General features: G+C 52.3%; 14 protein-coding genes. 2 read left to right on the plus strand and 12 right to left on the minus strand.

Going from position 1 to position 16,755, the window contains the following annotated elements:
• Window positions 1-22: 22 nt before the first annotated feature.
• Window positions 23-964, minus strand: coding sequence for a DUF4261 domain-containing protein (locus AC0LWT_RS20455; RefSeq protein WP_474683113.1), 942 nt, complete (start codon window positions 962-964; stop codon window positions 23-25).
• A 268-nt stretch (window positions 965-1,232) separates the two neighbouring features.
• Here AC0LWT_RS20455 and AC0LWT_RS20460 point away from each other — a divergent pair, with 268 nt between their 5' ends.
• On the plus strand, window positions 1,233-1,688 hold the full coding sequence (locus AC0LWT_RS20460; RefSeq protein ID WP_474683114.1) for an SRPBCC family protein: 456 nt from the start codon (window positions 1,233-1,235) through the stop codon (window positions 1,686-1,688).
• Window positions 1,689-1,887: 199 nt separating this feature from the next.
• Here AC0LWT_RS20460 and AC0LWT_RS20465 read toward each other — a convergent pair whose 3' ends face one another.
• The gene (locus AC0LWT_RS20465) at window positions 1,888-2,283 is read right to left on the minus strand and encodes a hypothetical protein (RefSeq protein ID WP_474683115.1); all 396 of its coding nucleotides are present in this window, start codon (window positions 2,281-2,283) and stop codon (window positions 1,888-1,890) included.
• The gene (locus tag AC0LWT_RS20470) at window positions 2,267-3,076 is read right to left on the minus strand and encodes a DUF2935 domain-containing protein (protein ID WP_474683116.1); all 810 of its coding nucleotides are present in this window, start codon (window positions 3,074-3,076) and stop codon (window positions 2,267-2,269) included. Before AC0LWT_RS20470 ends, AC0LWT_RS20465 begins: the two co-directional genes overlap by 17 nt.
• Before the next feature lie 166 nt (window positions 3,077-3,242).
• On the opposite strand from AC0LWT_RS20470, the gene AC0LWT_RS20475 reads away from it, so the two are divergent.
• Window positions 3,243-3,629, plus strand: a complete 387-nt coding sequence (locus AC0LWT_RS20475) for a YmaF family protein (RefSeq protein WP_474683117.1) — start codon at window positions 3,243-3,245, stop codon at window positions 3,627-3,629.
• Here AC0LWT_RS20475 and AC0LWT_RS20480 read toward each other — a convergent pair.
• From AC0LWT_RS20480 to AC0LWT_RS20520, 9 genes are all read right to left on the minus strand, one after another.
• Complete coding sequence (locus AC0LWT_RS20480; protein ID WP_474683118.1) at window positions 3,626-3,931, minus strand: putative quinol monooxygenase; 306 nt, start codon at window positions 3,929-3,931, stop codon at window positions 3,626-3,628. The genes AC0LWT_RS20475 and AC0LWT_RS20480 overlap by 4 nt on opposite strands.
• On the minus strand, window positions 3,924-4,928 hold the full coding sequence (locus AC0LWT_RS20485) for a helix-turn-helix transcriptional regulator (RefSeq protein ID WP_474683119.1): 1,005 nt from the start codon (window positions 4,926-4,928) through the stop codon (window positions 3,924-3,926). Before AC0LWT_RS20485 ends, AC0LWT_RS20480 begins: the two co-directional genes overlap by 8 nt.
• 178 nt (window positions 4,929-5,106) lie before the next feature.
• Entirely contained in the window at window positions 5,107-8,046 is a 2,940-nt protein-coding gene (locus AC0LWT_RS20490; protein ID WP_474683120.1) for a DUF4241 domain-containing protein, read from the minus strand.
• Window positions 8,047-8,262: 216 nt separating this feature from the next.
• Complete coding sequence (locus tag AC0LWT_RS20495) at window positions 8,263-9,918, minus strand: MGH1-like glycoside hydrolase domain-containing protein (RefSeq protein ID WP_474683121.1); 1,656 nt, start codon at window positions 9,916-9,918, stop codon at window positions 8,263-8,265.
• Window positions 9,919-9,964: 46 nt separating this feature from the next.
• A complete protein-coding gene (locus AC0LWT_RS20500; RefSeq protein ID WP_474683122.1) occupies window positions 9,965-11,296 on the minus strand; it encodes an ABC transporter substrate-binding protein in 1,332 nt (443 codons plus the stop codon).
• 82 nt (window positions 11,297-11,378) lie between these two features.
• Entirely contained in the window at window positions 11,379-12,218 is an 840-nt protein-coding gene (locus AC0LWT_RS20505; RefSeq protein WP_474683123.1) for a carbohydrate ABC transporter permease, read from the minus strand.
• A gap of 4 nt (window positions 12,219-12,222) precedes the next feature.
• Window positions 12,223-13,140: a carbohydrate ABC transporter permease gene (locus tag AC0LWT_RS20510; RefSeq protein ID WP_474683124.1), complete on the minus strand. Its 918-nt coding sequence runs from the start codon at window positions 13,138-13,140 to the stop codon at window positions 12,223-12,225.
• Between the two features lie 88 nt (window positions 13,141-13,228).
• Complete coding sequence (locus tag AC0LWT_RS20515; protein WP_474683125.1) at window positions 13,229-14,839, minus strand: response regulator transcription factor; 1,611 nt, start codon at window positions 14,837-14,839, stop codon at window positions 13,229-13,231.
• Entirely contained in the window at window positions 14,832-16,640 is a 1,809-nt protein-coding gene (locus AC0LWT_RS20520) for a sensor histidine kinase (protein ID WP_474683126.1), read from the minus strand. Before AC0LWT_RS20520 ends, AC0LWT_RS20515 begins: the two co-directional genes overlap by 8 nt.
• Window positions 16,641-16,755 lie beyond the last annotated feature (115 nt).

The raw sequence follows: 16,755 nt of genomic DNA on the forward strand, positions 1-16,755 counted from the left end.
GCATTGGCAGGAAAACGGTCGGTCATTCCGGCATTGCCGGGCGTTCCCTGCCGTCCATCGGATACCATCGGATTACTTCGCGCGGCGGTCCAGCCAATCCTTCCTCCGCCAAAACGCCCTGCCAACGGACCCCGCCCGGCCCGTCTGTCGTATCGCCATTTTTAATAACGGGGCCGCTCTCGTATACATAATTCGATATGTTTCTTAGAAAGTTGGCGACTTCGGCAGGGTCGTAAACATGACGATGAAAAATCGCCTCATGATCGGTCACATCCAATTGAAGCATGCCGACCGAATCCATCAATAGCCAGTTTTCATCGCTGGGAATGTTAAACATCCTGACATTGGACCACAGTTCCAGCGGAGGCAGCGCCGTCTGTTCATAGCGTTCATACAGTTCATGAAACATCTCTGTAGAAGCGAGGCACTCCCCGCTCGGGTTGAAATAGCAAAGCGCTTCGGGCAGTTGAAGCAGAACACCAGCGATGTCGGTCACGGCCAAAAGCTCAGGAAGCGATTCATAATCCTCAGGCAAAAGCGGCGCTTGATCGTCCATTTGACCAAACGTATACGTGGAACGGATGCGGATGAACGCCTCGTGATCGGCGCAAGCCTGCCGTCCTTCGGGATATCCCCACGCCTGCTGCGCCGCGCGCTCCAAATTGTTCGGGAACGTATAAGGCCCGAAAAAGCCCATTGACCAGGCCCCGAATATCATGGCCTCCTCCGACGGGTCGCCCATGTCGTCCGGCCAGGGCCTGTCGACGACGTCAACCTGAATATACCCGTTGACTTCCGGACGGTATGGAACAAGCAGGCTGGGGCCGCCGAACACCCACTCTTCATAGGTTTCCTTTATACTTACAATTTCGAACCGCCGATTAAGCATCTCTTCTATTTTGCGGATCGAAACGGCCTCCGACAAGAGCACCATAACTCCCTGTGAAAAAAATCCTTTAGGCATATATCGCACCTCTATCCTCTCATTCTTCTTTCCATATATCGGCAAATTATACTGCGTTCTGGATAGGTCTAAAGCCTCGTTCTGCCGCCTTGACATGCACCCAAAAGGCTGCATATAATAGTTGCCGTTGAATGGCAAGGACGAAATAAACTGCATGATTTGAACGCCGCCCCTATCGGGGAAATTTACGATCGCTGGATTGGAAAGTATGAGCGGCAGCGGATCGATGCTTTGCGCGAACTTAAAGAAAAACTGGAGGAGAATAAAAATGACTGATACGACCTTTGTTTATGTTACTTACATCGCCACGACACCGGAAAAACTGTGGGAAGCTCTGACAAGCGGCGATTTTACCAAAAAGTATTTCTTTGGAAGCGATGTTCAGTCCGATTGGCAGGAAGGCTCAAGCATCACCTATTCCCGTAACGGAGAAGTCTCCGATCACGGAATTATCCTGAAGTGCGAACCGCATCGATTGCTTTCCTTTACGTGGAATTACGTGAATGATCCAATCGTCCGCGAGCAGCCGTCACGGGTCACTTTTGAGCTGAGACCGATGAAAGAAGCTGTAAAATTAACGCTTAAGCACGAAAACCTGCTGCCCGCCGACTTGCTGGATAAAGAGGATACGTTCGAAGGATTGAACAACGGATGGCCGGCCGTCCTAAGCAACTTGAAAAGTTTGCTCGAAACGGGAAAAACGCTGTCCCCCATTTCCATCTAACCCTGAATCGAATAGGGATGTCACTCGTTGAATAGGCTTCCTTTCCGGTTGGCGGCTTAGCCGTTCCCAGCCTCGCTTGGCAATCGCGACACTCTGTGAGGGTTAGGGGAACGAGTGTGACTAATTTGGGGGACAGCCGCTTTTTCTGAGCGCGTGCCTCACCCGGTGCAGGTCGTGGAATTGCACGAATGGGCAGAAATCAGCTTGCTAGGGAGAAAACCTGCGAAAGTGCAGGTTTTTTTCTCGAAATTGGCTTATTTTGGTGAAAAGCCTGCAAAAGTGCAGGAATTTTCGCTGAAAGTGAACCTGAGCCCATGTCCCCGCTGAAAAGCCTGCACTTTTGCAGGAATTCTTCGTGTACAGCGATCACGGGCGCAAATTCATGTATTTTTGCAGGTTTTCTTCGTGCAGACGGGCAGATTATGGCTATCTCCTCTAACGTGGGGGTTTTTGGGCAGCCTGCACTTTCGCAGGTTTTCTGTTTACCAACCCGCCGGGGACGTTTTTTGGGCAAAAAAAGAAACCCTTCTACCGAAGGGTGTACCAAGCCTAAGCATAGCTCTTCTTTTCTAACGCTTTTACTTGCCGCCGGCAATGCTTTCCCCTGCTAACGACCTTTCAAACATCTCAATTATTTCCAAAAACCGCTCCGCCTCGCGGAATACATGATCCGCCAATAGCGGATGAATAATGCTTTTTATTTTACATTGGTCGATTAAATCTCTGGCCGTCTTTTTGAAATCGCGCAAAGATTTTACGGATACCCTGTTCTGATCAAGGAATTGGTTTAACAATGGATCTGTCTGGGACTGAGGCCGCATGGAGGATAAATCCCTGGCTTGAAACAATAATTGATCGAAATCATGGCTAAAATCGCGGGCTTGATCGACAAGTTTTCGCTCGGACGGATCCAACAAGTGGCCGATGAACTTCGCATGGTCGGCCATGATCCGCAGGAAGAACACATTTTCATCAATAATGGCATCTTGCAGCGGTTCAAGATTGCCTTGGTTTAATTCTTCCAGCCGATTGCGGAAATAATTCGCTTCCCGGCTGGTATGATCCACCAATAGCGGAAAATTCGTTTGCCCCGGCAGTTGGCAGGTTAGGATAAGCCCCAATATTTTTCTTTTAAAAGCCCATATATGCGATGCAGCCGTATGTACTTCCGTATTAAACTGCAGGATCGTCGTCGGATCCGTATGTTCATCCAAAGCATGCGACTGCGCTTCAATTCCTTCAAAAATATGATAAAAATGGTGAGCCTCCTGGATGAGTTGAGTATCCTCTTGGCGAAATCCCAAGCTCAAGAAAAACGAATGTTCCTTCATAATCCGGGACCAAAAACGGATTTCATCCAAAGATCGACCGACAAATCCATCACTCATGAGCAGCCCTCCATTAGCTTCCTTTCTGTTTACTTTTATATATGATCAGGATGTTTGGCTTCATTACCATAAATTGAAAAACGCATGGGAATTTTGATGAAACGATATTCCATACGGCCAATATCCAACATAATATATAAAAAAAATTTGCAAAGGAGCTGCTAATTTGAAAAGAATACCAGTGGAGGGTTTTGTCGTTCATTCCAACGAATCAGGAAACGAACATGCTCATGGACTTTATATTACATCTTGGGACGGTCGGCCCGTTTATCATGTACACCCTTATTCCGGCGTTACTTCTTATGATGACGGGCATGTCCATCAATATGCCGGCGTAACCGAGCCGGCTCTAACCGGAGTTCCGCACGTGCACAGATACCATACCATGACGTCAGTCAATCAAGGTCACACTCACACGATTCACGGTGTAACGGGTCCGGCGATCGACATTCCCGGCGGCGGTCATTATCATTATTTTGAAGGGTATACAACCCTAAATGGAAGGAGGCCTCATGTGCATCATTACCAGGGAGCTACCGGCCATCAAGCTTAAGAAATGCCTTTGCCTCCGACAGGACGCAGCTTGATAGGCTCCGCTCCCGCGATCAAAGGCCTGCCGCGCTGCAAGAGCGCCAATACTCCCTCATTGCGGAGGGAAGCGTCATGGGCTTCCGAGCTTCCCCACAATTCCGTTACCCATACGACATTCGGATCGTCCTCCGATTCGTTAACGATATAAAGCGCGCAGCCCTCTATCGCGTTCATCAGTTCGGCTCCTTCGAGCAAAATTTGCACAAGCGCGTCCCTTTGCCCCGGATGGGCCGTTATTTTAGCATACATTGCGAAATTATTCATAGTCGCCACCTCTTTTAGGAATGATTTCCGATTGCATCTTTTTATAATGCGCCACAATTTCAGAGCTTATTTCCGTCATTTTCGCTATGAGAAAATCCGGTTCGAGAATGGTCAGCGATTTTCCGTATGGGAGCAGAAAATAAGGCACGTAAGTTTTCAACGAGTCGCTGCCTAACCGGAATACGGCTTCTCCGCCGCTGCGTTCGGCCAGCGTATGGCCAAACAACCAATGCCGGACCAGTTCGTTCAGCGCAAGTTCATGCCCTCGAATGCGCACGGTTACAAGAGAGCCGGCATCCATGGAACCGGGCAGCAGGCTGCTCATAAGGAAATCTTTCGCGGAAAAATGATCGGGCCGCTCGAAATGACGGCCGGTTGGTTTCAAAGCGGCGATGCGGTCTGCACGAAAGCTGCGCAGCTCCCGCCGAAGGCAGCAATAGCCTACGGAATACCAGCTTCCTTTCCAATGTATGAGTCCGTAAGGCTCGAACTCGCGCGTGCCCGGCGTTTCTTGCTTGCCGCTAAAGTACTTCATCTCCACCGCTTCCCCGCGAGCTGTCGCCTCCTCCAGCACTTGAAGCAGAACCTGCAGCTTCCCGTCGACCGGCGGGTGAATGACTGAAATCCCCGCGCTATGCCGCTCCATTTGATCGAGCTGCTTGTCGTTCGCATAACGTTTCAGTTTGTCAACCGCCCGGTTCAGCGCCTCCGTAAACGGATATCCGGCCTCCCTGGCAAAAACCGATGCATGCATCAGCGCCTTCTGCTCCTCGACATCGAACATCAGCGGGGCGTCGGTAAAATGGTCGAGCAATTGATAGCCGCCGCCCGGACCCGAGTCAGCAATGATTGGCGCACCGCTGGCACATAACGAATCGATGCTGCGGTATACGGTTCGAATATGGATTTCCAACTCGTCTGCCAGCTGTTGGGCGGTCATTCGCTTGCCGGACCGGAGCAGCCATAAAATGGACAGCATATTGTCCGCTTTTGACATTGCAACGCTACCTTTCTGTTATTCGCATAATTGCATGATGTAACATTCTAGGCGGGATGCCCTTAACCCTTCTCTGTACGCGGAACGCTACAATCGGGGACACGGTTATTTTATACTGCTCTGTAGGTAGTATACAAAATAATCACTGACACATTCGGTCAGTGATTATAATTTTCTTCTACTCCCCTAAGCAGGCGAAATCCGTTACAAGGCGGACCACTTGCCCGTTTTCGTTCAGTGCGAAGTAGGAAGCATAGAACCCGTCGCCCCAGCCCGATCTGAATACGGCGGCATTGTGCGGTTTTTCCGGAAAAGGGACAACATTGCAGTAATCCGGGCTTACCGCTTCATCGCCTTCCAGCAGCTCGCTGAGGTAATCGTCGTAATAGTTGTCATATTCGCCGTCCAGCTCTGCCGCCAATTCCCGCTCGTGCGCCATTAATTGCTGCGCGCTCTCCGCGTCCATGAAGCAGCCCAGTCCGGCATCGACCGGATACCCGAATATTTCGCCGGGCTTTAATTGGCGGACATCTTGCCCGGGAAGCAGCGCCAGCTCCCAAGCCGCTATCTCCTCTTCGGAGAAGCGGATTTCAGCGCAGCAAACACGGCCGTACTGACGGTCGATATATAAATAGACCGGGAACGTCCCGACAGGCGTCCGGCGGGTAAAAGCCGGCCTTTCCGCATTCGCGAGCGGATCGGCGGCCACTATGCTGCCGGAAGGCACATACAAGTCAGGCAACCGCACGACTTGCCGAACATCGGGATGGCTTTCCCCCGTTCTCAGGACGTCAAGCAGCTTGTCTTCCGGCCGATTCACCAACGCCGACCTGCTTCGCTCGTACCGCAGAGCTTGCAAAGCTTCGCGGAACCTTTTTTTCACCGCCAGCGTTGACGTATATTCGTTTTCCGGAGCGGTCTCGAATTGGCACAGCAGCTCCCACTGCTCGTTATGGACATCGTACAATAGCTGCCACCGGTTCTCTTGCAAGTACCAAACGACCCGCAGGCTGTAAAAGTACGTGCCGTCCATGAACCCGACCTGCCTCCACTCCGGTTCGTGGCTCTGGTAGTAGAAGCAGCTCCCCGCATCGTCCAGTTTGATTTTGTACAGGCTCTCGCCTTCAGGACTCCCGACGCCATCGCGGAAAATCTCGTCAAACGCAGCCGGAAGCTCCTCGGCAAAAGACGCATAAGTTTGCTGCAGCTTGTCCTGATCGATCACCGATTTTCCTTCGTCAAACCAGCGCAGAAGCAGGCTCTGATCCGGCCATAGGCCGTCCGTTCCGGCACTCGCCGCAACCAGTTCGTCACGCAGGACGTCCTTGGCGAGGTGTGTCGACGGGTACAGCGTCCAGCGCTCGATAATCCCTCCGTCCTCATCCCTGAGCTCGTCGATACCGTAAATATGATCGTCGGAGATGAGCACATTGCTGCGGATTTGCCCGATATGCACATCAAAGTCACGGGCAATAACGGCGCCGGCCGCCAATTGACCGGCCACGATCAACTCGCCGTGATTGTAAAATCCGTACAAGCATTCGCAGCTTACATTCCCGCCTACATAAAAGGTGGTGCCCCATAAAGCGATGTGCCTTGCGGTCAGATCGCCCAATACGACCAGAGGCGGCGAATAATCGATATCGTAAGCTTCGATAAAGCCATCCACCGTCAAATTCGCGGCAAATATGTAACCCGCAATCGTAAAATGAAGCCGGTCCGCCTCCTCGGCCAGCTGCGTCATATCCAGCCGCTCCAGATGCGCGCTTTCTTCGGACAGCAGGAAATAAACCGGCTTCTCATCCATGCCATGCAGCCAGGCGTCGTTAAGAACATCGTACAAAATGGCGTCGTGACGGGGATGTTCGATGCCGTTCAGCAGATTGTCCGCCTGCTTGACCGTAATCAGACGGAACGTATGTCCAAGAAGCGTGCATGTCTGTGTGAGCAGGTCCTCCTGCTGCGCGAGTGCTTGCATAAACTGTTCCTTGCTCAACGAAAGCGCCGCGCTTTCGGCAAGCTCCCGATCTCTCTCCTGCACGTACCCTTTGTTATCGTACCGAACCCTCGCGACGAGGCGCTCGAAATAGCGCAAAGCCTTTTTCAGCTCATTCAAATCATCGGTAGATAGCGGCTTCAGCGGCTTTTCATATCCGTTGCCTTCCTGGGAGTATAGGCCGACCATTTTTTCTCCCTGTTCGTTCACGGCGATATCGTAATGGAAAAAGCGGAAATCTTCCTCATCGTTTGCGCCCGCGAACTCTTCCCCTACAACGAGCCGGGCCGTTCGGCCTTGTTCCGGCAGGCGGAAGCCGAAAAACAGATTCCCGTGCCAATAACCGCCCTTGTCCAAATCGTAATAGTCGTAATACTTCTCATGAACGATCGGGAAAGCCAAAATCTCTTCGATCGCTTGCACGGTAACTGCCGCTCGCAGCTTCTGCAAATAAGATTCGGGCTGAAGCGGAGGTTCGCCGGTTTGTTTTTTCAGCAGCGGCTTCCCGGCTTCCAGCAGTTGCAGCACTTCGCTGCTGCGGATCAGCATGCATTCGCCGTCATCCTCGTCATACAGTTCCTCGGCCAGCCACCTCTCCAGCATTTCACTATCCAGGTCCTGCCAATCCCCGCGACTATCCCATTGCGTTATATGCTGCGTACAATTCAGCGATCCCGCGATGTTCACGTGATACTCGTCCGTTTCGGCAAAGACTGCGGCGCTCACGTCTCCTTTTACGGTAAGATCGCCGTGATTGTAGTCTCCCCAGAACAGCTCCTGCACCGTCAGGCTGCCGCTCACATAAATTTCTTGACCGCCCACAAGCATGTTCCGTGCGGAAAGCTGCCCGTTCACGATCAGTCCGGCAGCGCCGTCCGTATTTTCGTTGTAAATGTAATTGTCTACGATAAGATTGCCGTCTATCAGGATGAGTCCTATCCGTTCGTCGCCGAACGGCTCGTCCAGATTCAAGCTCTCCAGACGGGTATCCCCCGAAAAATAAACGGCGATCTCGTTTTCCAACCCTTCCCTACCCCGCTCGATCCGGGCAAAATTCCAGCTGTCGCTTGGCAGCTTGTCCTTCAGCTGCAGCAGCGGAACAATTTGATGGTTAATATTCATAGTCCGGTACCTCCACGCTGATTTGGATACATGGCTACGCCTGATTCCGTTTCTCTGCGTATTCATCCTACCATGAACGAAACAAATGTCATAGTTGCTTTTGCCCTAGTACATCCGGCCGACTCCCGAATGCAAAAAGGGCTTGCCCGCCAGCATCGAACACTGCTGAAGGGACAGCCCCTGCGTCCTCAATAATACGGTGAGCCTTCCGTCCTCCTAGCCATATGAGGGTGCGATAATGCCCGGGTAAACGGCGCGTTTGTTTATTTCAAGACCGTTGCCGATATCGGCGATCTCATTTCCTTTTACCGTTACATGCCGCTCGCAGCCTTCGTAAACGACAGTTCCTTCCACCGTTCGCACGCTCATGCCGATCAGCGATTTTAACGTTCCTTGCCGGTCCGTTACCGCTCTCAAGCCGTTCGGAAACTCCAAAATCAGCTCGCCGTTTCGATAAACCGTACTTTGTTCGCGCGTGTTGACCAATTCAAATACGGCTCCATCCACGATACGGCTGTAAGCGGTCCCGTTCGCAATCTCCTCACCGTGATCGACCGCGTAAGGCAGCAGCCCGGTAAACCAAAGCTCGTCTTCCGGTCTGGGCATAATTCCGCTCAGCCGCTCCACATAGTCCAGCACACACAGAATGGCGGGCGAATACGCTTCCGTAAACCCTTCCTCGCCGGTCCACGGGCTTACCGCTTGGGAAAACCGCGTCATTTTATGAAAAGCGGCCATAAGCGGATATATCACATAGGTCAACTCCACAAAACGGCCATGATGCTCAAAAGCGTACGGTGCGCGGATCAGGCTGAGGAAGTTGGACGGGCCTCCCCAGCTGTTGTAACTGGAAAAAGGGTCAAAGCGCGGGTCGTCCATCGCAATGGACGTAAACGGATATTTGGCAAAAAATTTCCGCGTATTCAACAAATAGCGGCGCAGAGCCTGATCAAAGAACGCCCGGTCCCCCACTTCGCAAGCAAGCACACGCAGAAGGACGTCGGATTGCACGCGCACCAGGTTATCGTTCTTATCGAGATCATAAAAGAAGCCGTCCGCCTCATCGAAGCAATACCGGAACAAGCTGTCCAGGCTTTGTTCGGCCTTTTCCCGCCAGATCTCGCCGCTCTCCCCCAGCTCTTCCGCCATCCGCGCCAAATAAAGCCGCTGGCAGTATACATGGGCCGTTAAATCAGGGGCCACGAAAGGCAGGATAGGAGAATCCGGGTTGCACAACCTTGCATCGTTGTCATGCGGAGTATCCGGCACGTGCCAAAAGCGCGGCGACAAGTCATGGCCCGTATCAAACGTACAAAACGCCTCCACCCCGTTCGTTCCGCGCGTATTGCGATATGTGGACAGCCACTCGTCATAACGCTGCATCGCTTTGTACATTTTTCGCAAAAACGGCCGGTCCCCGCCATGCAACCGGTAATGGTTCCATACGCTTCTGGCCAGCGGCGTTACGAGCTGAATTTGCCTGTAGGACGGCCCATTCGCCGTCAGCTTATAAGGCATTAATCCGTCCTCGCGCTGATAATCGGCGAACAATTCATAGGTCGACCGGGATACCGACGGTATGAAACGCGACAGCAGCTCGGCGTTGATCGTCCCTGTGCTTTCCAGCCAGCAGCCCGAATAAATGCCCCCTTCGTGCAAAACGGGCTTTTCGCCGCCTGTCGGCACTATGCAATCGAGCAGTTTGCGCAGCGCTTCGTAATAGACGTCTTCCAATTTTACGGAAGAAGCTGCAAATTTCACTCCCGAGTGCAGCCATTCGGCGAGAACCGGACCGTCGGACGGCTTTTTCAAAGCACCAATTCGCGCCTCCGTTCGAACCTCGCGCAGCTTGCGCAGCATTGCTTCTCTCATCCATTTGTCCTCCAGCCGTGTGTCGTATTGCCGTTGCGGCTTATTGTCATTTATTATTGTTGAAAATTTTAGTCGCCCCGGCGTAAAAATCTTCAACGCCCTTTTTCACGTCTTTTTTGCCGAATCCGATTTCCTGCACGGTTGTTTCGATCAGTTTCGTATATTCCGTAAAGCCCGGAGGATTGTAACTGATGGCAAACGGCTCTTTGTTCGTCGCCGCCGAAACGCGGTTCGTGTAATCGTAGATGATTTGCTCCACCGGGTTGGCGTCTTTTTTCAGAAGATCCCGCATTTTGGAAGTGACGGGAATGCCGCGGTCGTTGCCGAGAATTTTCGCCGCATCGGGATCATTGATCCAATAGTTCATCAGCATGGCGGCTTCCTTCGGATGCTTCGTTTTCGCGTAGCCGGACAGCCCTTGGCTCGATTCGAACACTACGCCGGTTCCTTTCGGTCCGCGGGGCAGTTGCACGAGCGTCAGTTTGTCCTGCGTCAAATTTTGATGAGCGCCCAACTGGTTGGAAGCGAGCAGGCTCATAGCCACTTTGCCTGTTACAACGAGCGATTTGCTCGTGTCCGACGGCGGGCTCGCCACCTGCACGGCCGGCGGTACGACGCCGCCCGCTTTCGACATGTTCTCCCATAAGGCGAACCATTCTTCCGCATCTTTTTGCTCGAAGCCGAGTTTGGCGTTCTCCATATCGTAAAGCTGTTTGCCTCTTTGCTTCAGGTAAATGTCCATGCCGTCAACCGTAAAATTGTACGTACCGTATATATCTTTGCCCAGCTTATCCGTTATTTCCTTGCTGATGCGGCCGTAATCATCCCAGGACCAGCCATCCTGCGGAACGGGAATGCCCGCTTTCTTGAACAGTTCCGTATTGACGACGATGCCGCGCGCATTCGCTCCGGCGGAGATGTGAAGCAGCTTTCCTTTGAGCGTGCCGTATTGATTCATCGATTTGTCCATATCGGTTAAATCAAGCTCTTTGCCGACATAGGGGTCCAGTTCGAGCAGAACGTTTTTATTCGCGTAATCGACGACATTGCCTCCCAGGAAAAACACGTCGGGCGCCGTGCCGGAAGCCAGCTGCGTGTTCAGTTTGTCGAAATAACCGGAGCTGGGCGCGAATTCGCCGACAACTTTAATATTCGGATATTTCTCCTCGAATTTGCGCAGCGCTTCGTTGGTGCGGTCCGCCCGCTTCTGGTCGCCCCACCACATCATTCTCAGCTCTATCTGTTGCGCTTTGGACGGTTCTTTGGCTGTGCTTGGAGCGCTGCCTGTGCCTCCGCTCCCGGCTCCGGTGCCAGATGAGCAAGCGGCCATAACGGCCATCAACATGGCCATCGTTGTCAATGCCAAACCTTTTTTCATAGAAAGTCTCCCCCTAAGTTCGTTATGGTAATCGCTTACAAAATAGCTGCAAATCGTCGGTTGACCCGGTACTTTTTGCGGACTATTTCAGTCCTGTAGTTGCAATGCCCTCCAGAAAGTACTTCTGGCAAGTAAAGAAAATCGTCATGATCGGCACGAGCGACAGCACGGACATGGCGAGCAGCGCCCCCCAATCGGACTCGCCGGACGGATCGAATAAAGAGCGAATCCCGAGCTGGACCGTAAACAGTTTAATGTTATTGAGATAAATCATCTGCGAGAAAAAATCGTCCCACGTCCAAATGAACGTAAAGATGGCCGTCGTAATTAAAGCCGGAACAAGCAGCGGCATGATGATGCGAAAATAAATTTGACCGTGCCCGCAGCCGTCGATCGTCGCGCTTTCGTCCAATTCCTTCGGAATTCCCCGGATGAACTGAACCATGAGCAAAATGAAGAACGAGTCGTGCGCCAGCCATTTGGGAACGATGAGCGGCAAATACGTGTTGATCCACTCGAACTTGTTGTAAATGATATACTGCGGAACGAGCGTTACGTGGTACGGAAGCATGATCGTCACCAGCATAAGGCTGAACCAAAGCTTTTTCAATCTGAAATGGAGGCGCGAAAACGCATAGGCGGCAAACGAGCACGTGACGATGTTACCCAGGACGGAAAGCACCGAAATTTGCGCGGAATTCAGAAAAAACCGGGCAAAGGTCGTGCCCTGCAGCCCCCTCCATCCGTTCGCGTAATTGACGAGCGTCATTTGTTTGGGCCACAGGCTCGTATCCGAGAAAATCAACTGATTCGGCTTAAAGGAACTGCTGAGCAGCCATAAGACGGGATAAAGCATGAGCAGGCCGAAGGAGATAATAAGCAGATGCTTCAACAGTTTGGCGTAGTTCGTATGTACAATCATCCGGCTATCCCCTCTCATCCTTGCCGTCGCCATAAAACACCCAATACTTCGACGTAACGAACACGACGGCTGTCAGCGCACCGATCACGACGAGCATAATCCAGGCAAGCGCCGAGGCGTAGCCCATATCGAAAAAAGAAAACCCTTTCAGATACAAATACAAGGTGTAAAATAAAGTCGAATTCAGAGGCCCCCCGCGACCGTCTCCGATGATATAACCGGGTGTGAACACTTGAAACGAATTGATAATGCTCATCACCAGGTTGAAAAAAATGACCGGAGACAACAGCGGAAGCGTAATTTGAAAAAACTGCCGCACTTTGCCCGCACCGTCCACCTGCGACGCTTCATACAGATCGGCAGGCACCTGCTTCAGCCCGGCCAGAAAAATGACCATCGCCGACCCGAACTGCCAGACCGACAACGCAATGATCGTCGACATGATGTAGTCCGGATGCGCCGCCCAGGCCGGTCCCTGAATGCCGAAACGGCTCAGCAATTGATTGAACAGACCGTCGCCGTCGAATATTTTCCTCCATACGACGGCAATGGCAACGCTGCCGCCAAGCAAGGACGGGATGTAATAAACGGTCCGGTAAACGCCAAGCGCACGAATCCCTTTGTTCAGCGCCAAAGCTACCCCCAGCGCGAAAACAAGTTTGAGCGGGACGGACAATAATGCGTACTGGAAAGTAACTCCCATTGAGTGATAAAAGGAATCGTCTTCCTTAAAAATTTGCGCATAATTGTCCAGCCCCAGCCATTTGGGCGCATTCAATAAATTGAATTTCGTCATGGAGAGATACAAGGAGCCCAGCATGGGCCCCAGCGTCAAGCAGAAAAACCCGGCCAGCCATGGCAGCAAAAACAAATAAGCTGTACGATTTTGCCGTGAAAGAGCCGTTTTGCCTAATGATGTCAAAAGAGCGCCCTCCTCCTTTCGTGATCGTTTCGATGAAGATTCATCGTTTGTACCATCATCATAAGGATTCGCAGCGCTGCTTTGAATGTTATTTTTTCGGCTCTTGATTATTAAATTTTTCAGATTGTTTGCGCAGACGATAGTCGGAAGGCGGCATTCCGTACAACCGCTTAAATTTCGAACTGAAGTAACTGGCATTCGAAAAGCCGGCCAGTTCCGCGATGTCCCATAAGCTGAGCATCGTTTCATCCAGCAGTTGCACAGCTTTGGCCATGCGGACATCGGTCACATACCGGATGAACGTCTTCCCGGCCTTGGACTTGAACATTTCGGAAAAATACGATGAATTGTAATTAAAGCGTTCGGCAAGCATGTTCAAATTGATATCGTACATATAGTTGTCCTCAATGAATTGCTTGGCGGCCTGGATGATGGATTGCTCCGACTGGCCGGGACCAGTTTCCGGGCCGCGCACGATTTTATGCGCCAGCTTGTTAAGAAACAGCTGCGCTTTGGCAGGGGTATCGAGCCCCCATACTTGCTCGGGGCGAATCCACAGCTGCTCTCCGCTGTCCAGGGCGATACCGGCGGAATAGGCCGCGGCATCCAGCATAAGATACAGCTGGAAAATGAGTTTCACGAATTTCGCTTGCGAAGCGGCGAAAGCTTCATTCAGCTCTTTGGCCGCGGCCTGCTCAAAAGCGGCAAGCTCGCCTCTGGCTAGGTAAAGCCGCATAACCTTCGCCGTTTCTTCCGAAAGGGCGGCCTCCGTCGCAGGTGGCATATGCATGGCTTGCGGCTCTTTATCGCCTTTCAAATTCCATGCCAACAGCGAAGACAAGTAACCGGCCTTCCACTCTCTTAAGCCTGCGACCGGCTTGCCGGCGGCGATCTCCGGCCGGAAGCCCAAATGTTCGCTCACCGCGCTGCTGAGAGCTTCGACGAACATATCCAGATCCGTCTCGGACATCACGACGATAACATGCATCAAACCCGCATAATTCCCGTCGCGGAATACTTGACACGGATGCTGCGAAGTTTCCGCCACTTCCCGGCATACCATTTCAAAGGGAAGCCGCAGCTTGTCCGGCGTGCGCCCAGGCTGCCCGGCATCATCCGCGCGTTCCGGCAAACCTGCCGTTAGGAACCGGACCTGCCGCTCCTCCCAGTCGTCCAGTTGGAACATCTTCGCCCTTTCCTTGACCGCCGCTTCCCGCTCCCACTCTTCTTTGACCAAATGCACGATAAAATGTTCTTTCATTTCTTTGTAATACTGCGATAGCCGCCACTGCATCACGGCTTGCTGATCGCGCTCACTGCGCTGCTCGTCAAGCTCGCGGACGACCTTGAGCAGCGCCTCCTTCAGCTCGCCCTGTGCGACGGGCTTTAGCAAATAGTCCCTCACGTGATTGCGGACAGCCGCCTTGGCATATTGAAAATCTTCATAGCCCGTAATGACAATGAGCCGCAGCGCGGGATAGCGTTCATGGCAAGCTTCCAAAAACGAGACGCCATTCATCACCGGCATATTCATATCGGTAATGACGATATCAACCGGATGATCAGCCAGAGAGTCTATGGCTTCCTCCCCATTCCCCGCCTCGCCCGCGATGCGCAGCCCCAAGCTCGCCCAATCGACCTTGAGCCGCAATCCTTGCCGTATTTCGGGTTCGTCATCGACGATGAGCACACTATACATCTGTCTTTCCTCCTTGCAGCGGCAGCATGATCGTTATGCAGGTTCCTTGCTGCGGCGCCGAATCGATTTCAAAAGCAAACAGCACCCCATAGTACAGCTGGCATCTGGCCAGCACATTGCGCAGTCCGATCTGCTGCGACCGGCTGTTCAAAACGTGCTCGAATTGCGAAGCCGACGATTCCGCCCGCAGCTGCTGCGCCAATTCTGCAGCGATTCCGGGGCCGTTATCCGCAACGGCAAGAAGGAGCCGGTTGCGATCCCGCCTTACCCGGACGACGACGTTCGCTGCCGCCTGCTCCGCAAAGCTGTACTTCACCGCATTTTCGATTAAAGGCTGCAAAATGAATTTGGGGATGACGCACGGTCCCGCCGGTTCGTCCTGCTCAATCCGAATATGAAGCCGGTCGGCAAAGCGCACTTGCAAAATGGATACATAATGGCGGACATAGGTCAACTCCTCTTCCAACGGGATGAGATCGTCGCTGATTTTCAACGAGAAGCGCATCATTTTTCCCAGCGATTCGATGACTCTCACCGTATCCTGCGTGCGATGCTGCATAGCCAGGCTGCTCAGCAATTCCAACGTGTTAAACAGAAAATGAGGATTAATTTGCATAAGCAGCGCTTTGTATTCCGCTTGCTGCCGCAGCAGCTTCAGTTCGAACTCCGTCTTGATATGATGCCGCAGCCGTATCAGCATGTTCCTGAACGTCGTCGTCACATAGCCAACTTCGTTGCGGACTTTTGCTTCTTCGGGGATCCGATTCTCTGCACCGTGAAAATCGCCCATCTGCACAAAACGCATCGCGGACGCCAGGCGCGAGAGCGGTTTGGAAATCCCGTGCGAAAGCCATATCGCAGCGGCAATTGCGGCGGCAAGCAGCAGCGAGGCAAATATGAGGATGCTCGTCCGAAGCTTGTACAGCTTGCCGTATAAGTCCGCTTCAGGCACGATGCCGACGAGCAGCCAATCGTTCAGCTTCAGCTTTTTATAGACTACAATGTTCGTTCCGCCATGCCCATTATCCAGGGAGATCGCGCCATTCTGGAGACGGCTGCCGGATATCGCCTCAATCTGCTTCACAGCTTCCGGGTATGCGGCAAATTCCCCCTGGCCCAAAATCGGGTTTCCTTGGCGGTCCAGCAGGAAAATCGTGCCCTTTTCTCCAAGATGAATCCGGCTCAACGGCTCCAGAAAAAAATCGGATTTGACGTTGATCTTCATCATGCTTTTGGATTGGGACGGCTCGAACGTGCCGATGGGCAGCAGCAAACTCACTACGTCAAAAGACTTCGCCCGTCTGACCTCAATCGGGTCCTGGTGAGCGGACACCCATTGGATTCCCTCCGCTTTGAACCGGTTATACCATGGATCGCTCTTGAAAGCAGCCTCGTTCATGATCTGGTTATCTTCCGAAACCCACATTCCCTCCTGCCGGTACAACGTGATCGACGACACAATCGAATAATTGTTCGCCGTCTGCGTCAAAAACTGGCTTAAATGAATGTTCGCCAGCATTTTCTCGCCGTCAGGCAAAGCGGGGTCGGACAGCGCAGTGTCCCAATTTTTCGTCGTGCTGCTATTGAACACAATCGAAGAAACATCGTATATTTGCGCGAGTGCCATGCTGACGAACGACCCGTATTCGTCCATTTTTTCGAACGCGGACGACTCAATATACGAGCGGATGGTCGAACGGGATTCCGTAAAAAACAAATACGACATCGTCCCCAACGAAACGAGCAGCAAAACGATGAAAATAACGATCAACCGGCTTTTGAGCGAGTAGAAAATGAGCAAGTCCCCCCTCTGTTTGCGTGATGATTTGTTACATCCATATAAAACCCGGGGATCGGAATTTGTCAACCGGCCTATGCAAGAAAAAAGGGCAAGCCCTCCAGTAAGACGTCCAACT

This window comes from Paenibacillus sp. sgz302164, from assembly GCF_056120505.1.

Bases quoted from the DNA above. Each gene is read 5' to 3' on its own strand.
- AC0LWT_RS20455 (WP_474683113.1), bottom strand. From the start codon at position 964: ATGCCTAAAGGATTTTTTTCACAGGGAGTTATGGTGCTCTTGTCGGAG.
- AC0LWT_RS20460 (WP_474683114.1), top strand. From the start codon at position 1,233: ATGACTGATACGACCTTTGTTTATGTTACTTACATCGCCACGACACCG.
- AC0LWT_RS20470 (WP_474683116.1), bottom strand. From the start codon at position 3,076: ATGAGTGATGGATTTGTCGGTCGATCTTTGGATGAAATCCGTTTTTGG.
- AC0LWT_RS20480 (WP_474683118.1), bottom strand. From the start codon at position 3,931: ATGAATAATTTCGCAATGTATGCTAAAATAACGGCCCATCCGGGGCAA.
- AC0LWT_RS20485 (WP_474683119.1), bottom strand. From the start codon at position 4,928: ATGTCAAAAGCGGACAATATGCTGTCCATTTTATGGCTGCTCCGGTCC.
- AC0LWT_RS20490 (WP_474683120.1), bottom strand. From the start codon at position 8,046: ATGAATATTAACCATCAAATTGTTCCGCTGCTGCAGCTGAAGGACAAG.
- AC0LWT_RS20495 (WP_474683121.1), bottom strand. From the start codon at position 9,918: ATGAGAGAAGCAATGCTGCGCAAGCTGCGCGAGGTTCGAACGGAGGCG.
- AC0LWT_RS20500 (WP_474683122.1), bottom strand. From the start codon at position 11,296: ATGAAAAAAGGTTTGGCATTGACAACGATGGCCATGTTGATGGCCGTT.
- AC0LWT_RS20505 (WP_474683123.1), bottom strand. From the start codon at position 12,218: ATGATTGTACATACGAACTACGCCAAACTGTTGAAGCATCTGCTTATT.
- AC0LWT_RS20515 (WP_474683125.1), bottom strand. From the start codon at position 14,839: ATGTATAGTGTGCTCATCGTCGATGACGAACCCGAAATACGGCAAGGA.